The sequence below is a fragment of the Streptomyces purpurogeneiscleroticus genome (assembly GCF_020024005.1).
In the GTDB taxonomy this organism is placed as follows: domain Bacteria; phylum Actinomycetota; class Actinomycetes; order Streptomycetales; family Streptomycetaceae; genus Streptomyces; species Streptomyces purpurogeneiscleroticus.
Window position 1 is genome coordinate 1 of record NZ_NHSG01000442.1, and the last position, 11,605, is coordinate 11,605.

The 11,605-nt window shown below is 70.0% G+C and carries 9 protein-coding genes; 6 read left to right on the top strand and 3 right to left on the bottom strand.

Annotated features, from left to right (window positions below):
• Nucleotides 1–44: 44 nt before the first annotated feature.
• Nucleotides 45–635 carry an adenylate kinase gene (locus CCS38_RS32715; RefSeq protein WP_223736951.1) on the top strand — a complete coding sequence of 197 codons (591 nt, stop codon included), beginning with the start codon at nucleotides 45–47 and terminating at the stop codon, nucleotides 633–635.
• A 9-nt stretch (nucleotides 636–644) separates the two neighbouring features.
• Here CCS38_RS32715 and CCS38_RS32720 read toward each other — a convergent pair whose 3' ends face one another.
• Together CCS38_RS32720 and CCS38_RS32725 are read right to left on the bottom strand one after the other, a co-directional pair.
• Nucleotides 645–1,571 (bottom strand): hydroxymethylglutaryl-CoA lyase-like TIM-barrel protein, encoded by a 927-nt coding sequence (locus tag CCS38_RS32720; protein WP_223736952.1) that lies wholly within the window; start codon nucleotides 1,569–1,571, stop codon nucleotides 645–647.
• 2 nt (nucleotides 1,572–1,573) lie between these two features.
• Nucleotides 1,574–2,800, bottom strand: coding sequence for a CaiB/BaiF CoA transferase family protein (locus CCS38_RS32725; protein WP_223736953.1), 1,227 nt, complete (start codon nucleotides 2,798–2,800; stop codon nucleotides 1,574–1,576).
• Nucleotides 2,801–2,869: 69 nt separating this feature from the next.
• On the opposite strand from CCS38_RS32725, the gene CCS38_RS32730 reads away from it, so the two are divergent.
• The 3 genes from CCS38_RS32730 (at nucleotide 2,870) to CCS38_RS32740 (ending at nucleotide 6,283) form a co-directional block, all read left to right on the top strand.
• Nucleotides 2,870–3,508 (top strand): IclR family transcriptional regulator, encoded by a 639-nt coding sequence (locus CCS38_RS32730; protein WP_223736954.1) that lies wholly within the window; start codon nucleotides 2,870–2,872, stop codon nucleotides 3,506–3,508.
• 354 nt (nucleotides 3,509–3,862) lie between these two features.
• Entirely contained in the window at nucleotides 3,863–5,227 is a 1,365-nt protein-coding gene (locus CCS38_RS32735) for an SLC13 family permease (protein ID WP_223736955.1), read from the top strand.
• Nucleotides 5,228–5,485: 258 nt separating this feature from the next.
• The gene (locus CCS38_RS32740; RefSeq protein WP_223736956.1) at nucleotides 5,486–6,283 is read left to right on the top strand and encodes an IclR family transcriptional regulator; all 798 of its coding nucleotides are present in this window, start codon (nucleotides 5,486–5,488) and stop codon (nucleotides 6,281–6,283) included.
• A 24-nt stretch (nucleotides 6,284–6,307) separates the two neighbouring features.
• Here the strand turns inward: CCS38_RS32740 and CCS38_RS32745 are convergent, their stop codons facing one another.
• On the bottom strand, nucleotides 6,308–6,670 hold the full coding sequence (locus CCS38_RS32745) for a bifunctional 3-phenylpropionate/cinnamic acid dioxygenase ferredoxin subunit (RefSeq protein WP_223736957.1): 363 nt from the start codon (nucleotides 6,668–6,670) through the stop codon (nucleotides 6,308–6,310).
• Between the two features lie 431 nt (nucleotides 6,671–7,101).
• On the opposite strand from CCS38_RS32745, the gene CCS38_RS32750 reads away from it, so the two are divergent.
• On the top strand, nucleotides 7,102–8,514 hold the full coding sequence (locus tag CCS38_RS32750) for an MFS transporter (RefSeq protein ID WP_223736958.1): 1,413 nt from the start codon (nucleotides 7,102–7,104) through the stop codon (nucleotides 8,512–8,514).
• 154 nt (nucleotides 8,515–8,668) lie between these two features.
• A complete protein-coding gene (locus CCS38_RS32755; protein ID WP_372457184.1) occupies nucleotides 8,669–11,458 on the top strand; it encodes a SpoIIE family protein phosphatase in 2,790 nt (929 codons plus the stop codon).
• The last annotated feature ends 147 nt before the right edge of the window (nucleotides 11,459–11,605 follow it).

The following is an 11,605-nucleotide window of genomic DNA, read 5'->3' on the forward strand; positions in this document are numbered from 1 at the left end:
TCCCACTCCCCCTCCCGCAACCTCCGGAAAGGCACCCTTCCCAGATGCGACTCGTCCTCATCGGCCCGCCGGGTGCGGGCAAGGGCACCCAGGCCGCCATCCTCGGCACCGCCCTGGGCGTCCCCCACATCTCGACCGGCGATCTGTTCCGGGAACATGTCGGCGGGCGGACCCCGCTGGGCCGCCGGGCCGCGGAGTATCTGGACGCGGGCGCCCTGGTCCCCGACGGCGTGACCAATGCGATGGTCCGGGAGCGCCTGACGGCCCCCGACACCGCCAGGGGATTCCTGCTCGACGGCTTCCCCCGGACGACGGCACAGGCCGATGTCCTGGCGGAGCATCTCGCGGCCGAAGGGCAACAGCTCGACGCCGTGGTGGAGTTCGACGTACCGGAGGACGTGGTGATCCAGCGGCTGCTGAGCCGCGGCCGCACGGACGACACCGAACAGGTCATCCGCCACCGCCAGGAGGTCTATCGCAGCCAGACCGCGCCGCTGCTCACCTACTACGAGGACCTGCTGCTGACCGTCCGTGCCACCGGGGCCGTCGAGGACATCGCCCAGCAGGTCCTCGACGCCCTCGACGCCGTACGGGAACGCCGCGAGGCGTGGTCCGCCACGCGGCGGGCATCCTGACGACCACCCTCAGACGGACACCGCGGTCGCACCGGCCAGCACGGTGGTGAGGAGGTTCCCCGCCTCGACCAGGGCCGTCTCGTCGATTCCCGTCTTCATTCCATGGGCGTGGAGGTGGGCGACCAGCTCTTCGGTGGCCAGGTTGCCGTGGGCGCCTGGTGCGAAGGGGCACCCTCCGAGGCCGCCGAGCGCACTGTCGAAACGGACCACGCCCAGGGCGAGCGCGGCGTCCACCGTGCGCAGCGCCTGCCCATGGGCATTGTGCAGATGGAGGCTGACGGTCAGGTCGGGGAAGGCTTCGAGGACAGTGGAGAGGCAGTGTGCGACGTGTTCGGTGGGGGCGGTGCCGAGCGTGTCGGCGAGCCCGATCCGGCCGGCGCCCAGGTCGCGGAGGCGACGGACGACGTACAGCAGGCGTTCGGTGGGCAGCGGGCTTCCGTCGAGACCGACGAAAGCGGTGGACACGTCGGCCTCGACGGTGAGGGACGGTGGCAGGGCGGCGATGGACTCGCCGATCTCGTCGAGTGCCTGGTCGACACCGCGCCCGGAGTTGGCGACGCTGTGGCCGGGGTCGGCGGAGACTACCAGGCGCAGCACGTCGAGCTGTCCGGCCTCGTGCGCCGCGGCGCCGCGCCGGGCGCCGGTCGGGCTGAGAGCGAGGCCGGCGATCTTCGCGTGTGAAGGGCGCGGGAGAGCTGCGAGGAGTTCTTCGGCTCCGGCCATCTGCGGTACGCGGCGGGCCGAGACGAAGGAGGCGGCCTCGAATTCGAGAATGCCCGCGGCGGTGAGTGCCCCGGCGAGGGCGACGCGGTCGGCGACGGAGACGATGACGGGCTCGTCCTGGAGCCCGTCCCGCAGCACGACGTCGGTGACGAGTACGTCGGGAGCCGAGCTGTCCGCAGAGGTGTGGGCAGGAGTGCTGTCGAAGGCCGGCATCGTCAGATCACCTTCCGGTCGCGCAGTTCCTCGACGCGCGTTTCGCTGAGGCCGAGGGTGCCGGTCAGCACTTGCTCCGTGTGGCTGCCCACTTCGGGGCCGAGCCACTTGACGCTGCCCGGGCTGCCGGGCAGTACGGGCACGACGCCCGGGAAGCGGACCTTCCTGGTCTCGTCCGCGATGTCCACCTCGAACTCCTGGAGCATGCCCCGGGCCCGGTATTGCGGGTCGTTCACGATGGTGGCGGCGTTGTGAACCGGCCCGGACGGCACACCGGCCCCGGCGAGGGCGTCGAGGACGTCGGCCATCGTGTGCCGCCCGGTCCACGCGGTGAGGGCCGCATCGAGTTCGTCGGCGCGCGCCGCGCGGCCGGGGGCGTCGGCCAGGGCCGGGTCGTCGGCGAGGTCGGGACGCCCGGCGGTGCGCATGAGGCGTACGAAGATGCCATTGCCGTTGCCGTTGATGACGACGGACTGACCGTCACGGCAGGGATAGATGCCGGACGGGACGACGCCGGGCAGCGCGCCCTCGGTGCGCTCGCGGACGATCCCGTACGCGTCGTACTCGGGCACCATCGCCTCCAGCATCGAGAACACCGCCTCGTACAGGGCGATGTCGACGACCTGCGGCCGGTCGGGCTCGTGCCCCCGCGCCCGGCGCAGCAGCAGCATGAGCGCACCGATCACGGCGTACAGTCCGGCCGCGGTGTCGGCGACGGCGGCGGCGGAGCGCACGGGAGGCCGGTCGGGGCTGCCGGTGATGTGGCGCAGGCCGGCGAATGCCTCGGCGACACCGCCGAAGCCCGGGCGTTCCCGGTACGGTCCGGTCTGGCCGTAACCGGAGATGCGGACCAGGACGAGGTCGGGGTTGGCCTCGGTGAGGCGTTCGGGGCCCAGGCCCCAGCGTTCCAGCGTGCCGGGGCGGAAGTTCTCGACCACGATGTCGCAGCTGCCGGCGAGCTGGAGCGCGATGTCCCGGCCCTCCTCGCCGGAGAGGTCGAGGGTGATGCAGCGCTTGTTGCGGCCCAGGGTGCGGAAGAGCATCGAGGTGTCGCCCGGAGTGCCGCGCCAGCGGCGCAGTTCGTCCCCCGTGCCCGGGCGTTCGACCTTGATGACCTCGGCTCCGAAGTCGGCGAGAATGCGGGTCGCGAAGGGAGCGGCGATGTAGTTGCCGAGCTCCAGTACGCGGATGCCTTCCAGGGGGGCAGGGGATTCCGAGTCTTGCGTCATGGGGAGTGTCCTCCATCGCGGGAAAGCTGCCTCTTGAGTTCCCAATATGTGGGAATTACCATGCGCCGTATGAGTCATGTGGAGATGCGGGTCACCGGGGTCGGAGTCCTCGACAAGGCGGTCGCACTGCTCGACGCGGCAGAGCAACAGCCGCAGACCGCCGCCGAGTTGGCCCGGCTCTTCGACATGTCCGTATCGACCACCCACCGGCTGGCCGCGGCCCTGGAGGCGCACGGCCTGCTGGTGCGGGACGAGGAGGGCCGCTTCCGGCTCGGGGCCCGCTTCGCGACCTCCGCGCTGAGCGAGGTCGGCACGCCGTACCTGACCGAACTGCGGGACGCCACCGGGGAGTCGGCCCAGCTGTGGGTGCGGCGCGGCGAGAGCCGGCTGTGCCTCGCTTCCGTCGACTCGCCGCACGAGCTGCGGATGACGGTACCGGCGGGCGGGACGATCCCGCTGCCGCTCGGCTCCGCCGGGCAGGTCCTCGCGCACCCGGCCGATGAGCCACGGCCCGACTGGTGCGAAAGCGTCGGCATCCGCACTCCGGGCGCCGCATCGGTCAGCGCGCCCGTCCTCCTCCGGGGCCGCCCGGCCGCCGCCGTCTGCCTGTCCGGGCCGATCCAGCGCATCGGCGACCGCCCGGGCGAACGGTACGGGAGCCTGGTCGCGGACATCGCACGCCGAATCGCCGCGGCACTCACCGCCTGACGAGCCGCTCTCCCCCTGGCAAAGGTCACACCGCCCCCTTCGACTACGTTGCAATCTCTCATTATTTGGGAAGCACCACTCACTATCTGGCCGTGACCGTAACCGCCCGCCCTCTCTCCCGACAAGAGGGCGGGCGCACAAATGCGGCTTCGCGAACAGCATTCGACGAGCACCGCTCCGAAGAACCGAGGTACAGAGTCTTGTGAGGCACCCGGCACCCCTCTACGGTCTCCCCCGAAGCGCACCGCTCACTGACCATCCAGTTCCCGTTATATGGGAACCGTCAAGGTGACGTGCCGCCGCTGCGCCGTCCCGCGCGCCCGGGCAGGTCCGTGACCGGAAAGGGCTCTGCCCATGGTCCAGGTACTGTCGCTCATCGCCCTCGTCGGGCTGTTCCTCGTGGCCACACTTACGCCGGTCAACATGGGGCTGCTCGCCTTCGTCGCGGCCTTCGCGATCGGGGCCGCCTCCGGCATCTCACTCGACGATGTCTTCGCCGCCTTCCCCGGCGACACCTTCGTCCTCATCGTCGGCATCACACTGCTCTTCGGCATCGCCCGGGCCAACGGCACGATCGACCTCGTCGTCGCCGGTGCGCTCCGCCTGGTGCGCGGGCGGCGCTGGGCCGTCGTCTGGCTGATGTTCGCCCTGGCCGGCGTCCTGATGGCCCTCGGTTCCGTGCTGGCCGTCGGCATGCTCGCCCCGATCGCCATGCCCATCGCCCACCGTTACCGGATCAATCCGCTGCTCATGGGCATGATGCTCAGCCATGGCGCGCTGGGCGCCGCGTTCTCACCGATCACCGTGTACGGGGCGTTCACCAGCGACATGGCGGCACGCGCCGGGCTCCACATCAACGCGCTGCTGCTCTTCGCGGTGGTGTTCGCGCTCAACTTCCTGTTCGCGCTCGTCCTGTTCCTGGTCCTCGGCCGGGGCCTGCTGCGCCGCGAGGCGGACGCTGCCACCGGTACCGACCGGGTCACTTTCCCGGACGTCATCGGCGGCACGGGCTCGCAGCCCTCGGGCGACCGTACGGCCGGCACGAGCACGGGAAGGGGCACGGCGACCGCCGTGCCCCGAACCACCGCACCAGAGGTTCCCGCCGCAGACCGGGCGGCCGAAGTCACCCCGATCCGTCTGCTCACCCTGATTGGCCTGGTCGGCCTGGTGGTCGGGGCCGGCGTCTTCAGGATTGATGTCGGTGTCACCGCCCTCGTCATCGCGGCGGTCCTGCTGCTGGTCGCCCCGCAGCGGCACAAGGAGGGCATGACCGACATCAGCTGGTCGGCAGTGCTGCTGGTCAGCGGAATGATGACGTACATGGCCGTGCTGACGCAGAATCGGACGCTGGCCGAGCTGGGCGACGCGGCCGGCGCACTCGGCTCCCCCCTGCTGGCGGCGCTGCTGCTCTGCCTGGTGGTGGGCATCGTGTCGGCGTTCGGCTCCTCCCTCGGCACACTCGGAATCGCCTTGCCGATCGCCTTCCCGCTGATCGAGCAGGGCGGAATCAGCGCTGTCGCGTTGGTTCTGGCGCTGGCCTTCTGCTCAACGGTCGTCGACGTCAGTCCGTACTCGACGAACGGCGTCATCGTCCTCGCCCAGGCCCAGGTGCCGGACAAACAACGCTTCCAGCGGAAGATGCTGGGATACACGGGCCTGGTCGTCGCGGGGGCACCGCTGCTGGTCTGGCTGACGGTGCTGATGCCGACGTCAGTGTGACCACCGCCCCTGCCCGCACCCGGGACGGACTGCAGGGCCGACTGCAGGACCGGCTGCAGAGCGTCGCCAGAGCCTCGCCGGCCTGGCCTCGACTCCAGAGAGCCACCCGACCCTGGACACGTAAAAACCTTGCGTCTACTCTCTCGCCCCAGGGTGTGTCGCTGTACGCGTGTCAGGTTGCAGTGCACGCAACATGCGACGTCAACGCCGCCTGCACAGCCCTATGGCCGCGTTGATTACTGTGCGTATAGTTTCACTATGAGCAACTACCGTCCGGAGAATGAAACGACAGCTTCACCGGCCGGCGGCGTGCAGTCCGTCGACCGTGCCATCACCGTGCTGGAGGTGCTGGCGCAGCGCGACGAGGCCGGGGTCAGCGAGGTGGCCGCCGAGCTCGATGTGCACAAGTCCACCGCGTTCCGGCTGCTCGGCGCCCTGGAGGCGCGCGGCATGGTGGAGCAGGCGGGCGAGCGCGGCAAGTACCGCCTCGGCTTCGGCATCGTGCGCCTGGCCGGCGCGGTCACCGGACGGATCGACATCACCCAGCAGGGCCGGCCGGTCTGCCAGCGTCTCGCCGAGGAGATCGGTGAGACCGTCAACATCGCTGTGATGCAGGAGCACTACGCGATCAACCTGTATCAAGTGCGCGGCCCCGGAGCCATCACCGCGCACAACTGGGTCGGCCAGCTGACCCCCTTGCACGCCACTTCCAGCGGCAAGATCCTGCTCGCCCACATGCCCGCCGAGGAGCGCGCCGCGCTGCTGTCCGAGACCGGCATGCGGAAGGTGACCCCGCACACGCTGCCCTCGAAGGCCAAGCTGGAGAAGGACCTCACCGAGACGCGCAAGCGTGGCTACTCCATGACCCTGGAAGAGTTCGAGATAGGACTCCACGCCATGGCCGCGCCGGTCTGGGACCGTGACGGTGAGGTCATCGCGGCGCTCAGCGCCTCCGGACCCGCGTACCGGTTCACCGAGGAGCGCATGCAGGAGCTCGCCCCGATGCTGCTCAAGGGTGCGGAAGAGATCAGCTACCGGATGGGCTACCTGGGCTGAGCGACCGCACGCCCCTCCTGAAGATCACGCAGAGCGTGCGGTGAGACGAGCCGCAACGCAGGGCGGTAGGTTGGGAGCTTCCGTGGACGGCTGTACGTAGATCATGCCGTCCGCGACGAGAACCTCGTGCGTGCGGACCGGGCGCCTGGCCGGCGGAGCGTCGACGGCCCCCGTCCGGAGATCGAACTTCGAGGAGTGCAGCGGGCATTCCACCTCGCAACCCTCCAGCCAGCCGTCGGCGAGCGAGGCGTCCTGGTGGGTGCAGGTGTCGTCGATGGCGAAGAGCTCGCCGTCTTCGGTGTGGAACACGGAGATGGGCGGATCGTTGTCGAGCCGATGAGCCTCGCCTCGCGGCAGATCTGCAAGACGGCATGCGGGAATCATCATGACACCCCGGTGCGTATAGCGAAACGGATTGCGACACGCGCAACAGCGCAACGTCAGTTTGCGGGTGCCCCAAATCGCTGTCAAGACACCCGGATCTCGGACTTTCCCTCCCCGATTTGTTGCGCCATGCGCAACCTGTTTTGACCTGCCCAACGTCCACTGCTCGCACGAGAGCGGACCGCCGACGGGTCGGTGGAGGCCGGGGAGATCTTCGGCGGCCGGTCTTGACGTGAACGCCCTATCAAGGTTCCGTTGCGTCTGCAGAAACGCACGTCCCTATACGCAACACCTTTCAGCGTGAAGCACCGCCTGCACCACCGCCCGCGACGTCGCATTCAGGACGGCCTCCGCACCGGGGCGAGGCCGTCCGCCGGAGGCGCCTCCCGCCGTGCGGCCCGCGCGGCCCCTCGTCCCCTACTTCAGGAGGTCACATGTCCATCCGTGCCATCGACGAGGCGCCCCTGAACAAATTCCACCGAAAACTCACCTGGGCCTGCGCCGGCGGTCCCTTCCTGGACGGCTACCTGCTCAGCATCATCGGCGTCTCGCTGATCGGTATGAGCAACGAACTGCACCTGACCACGTCGGAAGAGAGCCTCATCGGCGCCGCCGCCCTGGTCGGCATCTTCATCGGAGGTCTGTGCTTCGGCGCAGTCACCGACAAGCTCGGCCGCGAGGCGATGTACACCATCGACCTGGCCGTACTGGTCGGCGGATCGGTGCTGTCGGTGTTCGCCGACGAAACCTGGCAGATCGTCATCCTGCGCTTCATACTCGGCGTCGCCATCGGAGCCGACTACCCCATTGCCACGTCCCTGCTGGCCGAATGGGTGCCGAACAAGCACCGCGGCCGGCTGCTCGGCATCCTCATCCTCGCCTGGTACATCGGCGCGGCGGCCGCGTACGTGGTCGGGTACGTGATGGCCGAGATCGGCGGCAACGGCACCTGGCGCTGGATGCTCGCCTCCTCCGCCGTACTGAGCGCCCTGATCCTGCTGATGCGCATCGGCACACCCGAATCACCACTGTGGCTGGTGAACAAGGGACGTACCGACGACGCCCAGAAGGCGATCAAACGTGCCCTCGGCCGCACCGTTTCGACCAATGAACTGCTCGCCGCCGCGGCGACCGAGCAAGCACTGCAACAGCACCGGTTCCGCGACCTCTTCCAAGGTACTTATCTGCGGCGAACGCTGTTCTGCGGGCTGTTCTACATGTGTCAGATCACGCCGATGTTCGCCCTGCTCACCTTCGGACCCACCATCCTGGGCTCCTTCGGCCTCGACAAGGGCAACGCCGGCAACCTCGGATCGGCCCTGATCAGCGTGGTGTTCGTACTGGGCTGCATCCCCGCGCTGCGCATGGTCGACCGGATCGGACGGCGCCCGGTCATCGTCTGGTCGTTCGCCCTGATGGCAGTCCCGCTGGTGGTCCTCGGCGGCGGCTCCGCGGTGCCCTTCGCGCTGGTCATCGCCTGCTTCTGCGCCTACGCCCTCTTCTCCGGCGGCCCCACGGTGCTGGAGTGGACCTATCCCAACGAGCTGTTCCCCACCAGCATCCGGGCAACGGCGGGCGGCGTGGCCACCTCCATCAGCCGCGTCGGGGCCGCCGCGGGCACCTATCTGCTGCCGATCTCCCTCAGCCGGCTGGGCATCGGCCCGACCATGCTGATCGGCGCCGGCATCACCCTGGTGGGCTGGCTGGTCTCCGTACTCTGGGCCGAGGAGACCCGCGGCCGGACCCTGGCGGAGACCAGCAGCCTCCCCGCCACCTCCAAGCAGCGCTCGCCGGCCGGCGAAGAGCGCTACGAGGACGTCCGGGAAGGGGAACTGGAAGGATCCTGACGCCGTAACGGCAGCATCGGACACGGCAGACAGCCGGCCGGCCCCCTCGGAGGCCGGCCGGCTGTCTGCCGGATCTCCTCGCCTCGCGACCGCACCGCCCACCTCGTGGCACACCGGCCCCCTCACCCTCGCCGAGCATACTGGATGCATGGATATGTCCAAGTTCCGACTGTCCTTCGCGGCGCCGTCCCGCCTGCCCGAGGACGGACGGGACGGCCGGCGCCGGCCGTCGCCGGGAGGGCGTGTGCGCTCCCTGTTGAGTGCGCGGACCGTCGCCGGCCAGGTGTTCCTCCTGCACCTGGCGGTCGTACTGCTGCTCGTCTGCGCGGCCGTCACGGCCCTCGTACTGCAGGCTCGGGGGTCGAGCCTGCAGGAGGCCCGCGACCGCTCGCGCGTCGGCGCCGAGACCTTCGCGCACGCCCCGGGAACGCTGAGCGCCATGAAATCCGCCGACCCCAGTGCGCTGCTGCAGCCGCGCGCCGAGGAAGCCCGGAAGCGGTCCAAGGTCAACTACATCATCGCGTTCGATACGGCCGGCATCCGCTGGACCCACCCCGACCCGGACCGGATCGGCAAGCACGTCGTCGGCTCCTACGCCGAAGCGCTCAGCGGCAAGGTGTACCAGGCCACCTCCTACACGCCCGGCGTCGGCCGCGCCGTGGACACGATGGTTCCCGTCTTCGACACCGACGGGAAGGTGGTCGGGCTGGTGTCCGTCGGCATCACGGTCGAGAGCGTGAACGCGAAGGTGACGGAGCAGCTGCCGCTGCTGTTCGGTTCGGCGGCCGGCGCGCTGGTACTGCTCACGGGCGGCTCGGCGTTGGTCAGCCAGCGGCTGCGGCGGCAGACGCACGGCCTGGAACCGGCCGAGATGACGCGGATGTACGAACACCACGACGCGGTGCTGCACTCCGTCCGGGAAGGCGTACTCGTCATCGATGGCGAGGGCCGGCTGCTGCTGGCCAACGACGAGGCGCAGCGACTGCTGGAGCTGCCGGCGGACGCGGAGCTCCGGCCGGTCTCCGATCTCGGGCTGGAAGCGGACACCGCCGAGCTGCTGACGTCGGGCCGGACGGCCACCGACGAGGTGCATTTGGCCGGGGACCGGCTGCTGGCCGTCAACCTGCGGCCGGTCGACGGCCGCAGCGGCCGGGCCGGCAGCGTGGCCACGCTGCGCGACACCACCGAACTCCGGGCGCTGGCGGGCCGTGCGGAAGCGGCCAGGGAACGCCTGCAGCTGCTCTACGACGCCGGGGCACGGATCGGCACCACGCTGGACGTGGTGCGCACCGCGGAGGAACTGGCGGAGGTCGCGGTCCCCCGGTTCGCCGACTTCGCCACCGTCGAGCTGCTGGAGGCCGTTCCGCGCGGGGAGGAGCCGGACGGCACGGACACCGGGATGCGCCGTGCGGTGATCCGCGGCATCCGGGACGACCAGCCCCTCATTCCGGTCGGCGAGCTGATTCGTTTTGTACCCACCCACCCGATCGCCGCCGCCGTGGCGAGCGATCGCGCGGTACTGGAGCCGGACCTGGCAAGCTCCGACGGCTGGCGCGCCCAGCACCCGGAGCGTGCCCAGCAAGTCCTGGACTACGGCATCCATTCGCTGATTTCGGTACCGCTGCAGGCGCGCGGGGTGCTGTTGGGCACGGCCAACTTCTGGCGGTCGGAGAACGCTCCTTTCGAGCGGGAGGAGCTGTCCTTCGCCGAGGAGCTGGCCGCCCGTGCGGCGGTGTCCATCGACAACGCCCGCCGTTACACCCGCGAGCACACCATGGCGGTCACTCTGCAGCGCAGCCTGCTGCCGCACGGGCTGCCCGAGCATTCCGGCATCGAGGTGGCCCATCGCTACCTGCCGGCGCACGCCGGGGTGGGCGGCGACTGGTTCGACGTGATCCCGCTGCCGGGCGCGCGGGTGGCGCTGGTGGTGGGCGACGTGGTCGGGCACGGGCTGCACGCCGCGGCCACGATGGGCCGACTGCGCACCGCGGTGCACAACTTCTCCACGCTGGACCTGCCGCCCGACGAGCTGCTGAGTCACCTGGACGAGCTGGTCACCCGGATCGACCAGGACGAGGATCCCGAAGGCGCCGAGGCCGGGGTGACGGGAGCGACCTGCCTGTACGCGATCTACGACCCGGTCTCCGGGAAGTGCTCGCTGGCCAGGGCCGGCCATCCGGGACCGGCGCTGGTGCACCCCGACGGCACCGTGGAGTACCCGGAGGTGCCGGTCTCCCCACCGCTGGGCCTGGGCGGCAGCCTGCCGTTCGAGACAGCCGAACTGCTCCTTCCCGAAGGCTCCCAACTGGCGCTGTACACCGACGGACTCGTCGAGGACCGCGACCGCGACCTCGACACGGGCCTGGATCTGCTGCGTACCGCGCTGGCCCACCCGGGCCGGGACCCCGAGCAGACCTGCCGGGCCGTCTTCGACGCGATGCTGCCTGCCCGTCCCCGGGACGATGTCGCCCTGCTCATCGCCCGCACCCGGCTGCTGGACCCGGATCATGTCGCCGACTGGGAGGTACCGAGCGACCCCGCCGCCGTCCCCCGGGTCCGCGCCGAAGCCACCCGCCGGCTGGAATCCTGGGGGCTGGACGAAGTGGCCTACACGACCGAGCTGTTGATCAGCGAGCTGGTCACCAACGCCGTCCGCTACGGCGCCGACCCCATCCGTCTGCGCCTGCTGCACGACGACGACAGCCTGATCTGCGAAGTCGCCGACGGCAGCAACACCTCCCCGCACCTGCGCCGTGCGAAGACCGGCGACGAGGGCGGGCGCGGCCTCTTCCTCGTCGCGCAGTTCGCCCAACGCTGGGGCACCCGCTACACCGCCCGCGGCAAGGTCATCTGGACAGAACAGTCCCTGAGCGGCCCGGCGGCCGAGCCCGGCGGGGACACGGACGAAGCGCTGCTGGACCAGTGGGACGACTCGGCGTTCTGACGGCGGCGACACGGCGGTTGCGGCGCAGTGGCCGATGGTGCGCCCTCCTCTTGACAACCTCTTGACAACCCTTGGCCCGCAAGAAAAGCTGTTGCGCATAAAGATAATAGTTGCGTAGTCCGAAACAACCATCGGGCCGCCCGCGCG

What these genes read in the sequence shown, in the direction of transcription:
- CCS38_RS32715 (WP_223736951.1), top strand. Translation starts at nt 45, where the DNA reads ATGCGACTCGTCCTCATCGGCCCGCCGGGTGCGGGCAAGGGCACCCAG.
- CCS38_RS32720 (WP_223736952.1), bottom strand. Translation starts at nt 1,571, where the DNA reads ATGCCGGCCTTCGACAGCACTCCTGCCCACACCTCTGCGGACAGCTCG.
- CCS38_RS32725 (WP_223736953.1), bottom strand. Translation starts at nt 2,800, where the DNA reads ATGACGCAAGACTCGGAATCCCCTGCCCCCCTGGAAGGCATCCGCGTA.
- CCS38_RS32730 (WP_223736954.1), top strand. Translation starts at nt 2,870, where the DNA reads ATGAGTCATGTGGAGATGCGGGTCACCGGGGTCGGAGTCCTCGACAAG.
- CCS38_RS32735 (WP_223736955.1), top strand. Translation starts at nt 3,863, where the DNA reads ATGGTCCAGGTACTGTCGCTCATCGCCCTCGTCGGGCTGTTCCTCGTG.
- CCS38_RS32740 (WP_223736956.1), top strand. Translation starts at nt 5,486, where the DNA reads ATGAGCAACTACCGTCCGGAGAATGAAACGACAGCTTCACCGGCCGGC.
- CCS38_RS32745 (WP_223736957.1), bottom strand. Translation starts at nt 6,670, where the DNA reads ATGATGATTCCCGCATGCCGTCTTGCAGATCTGCCGCGAGGCGAGGCT.
- CCS38_RS32750 (WP_223736958.1), top strand. Translation starts at nt 7,102, where the DNA reads ATGTCCATCCGTGCCATCGACGAGGCGCCCCTGAACAAATTCCACCGA.
- CCS38_RS32755 (WP_372457184.1), top strand. Translation starts at nt 8,669, where the DNA reads ATGTCCAAGTTCCGACTGTCCTTCGCGGCGCCGTCCCGCCTGCCCGAG.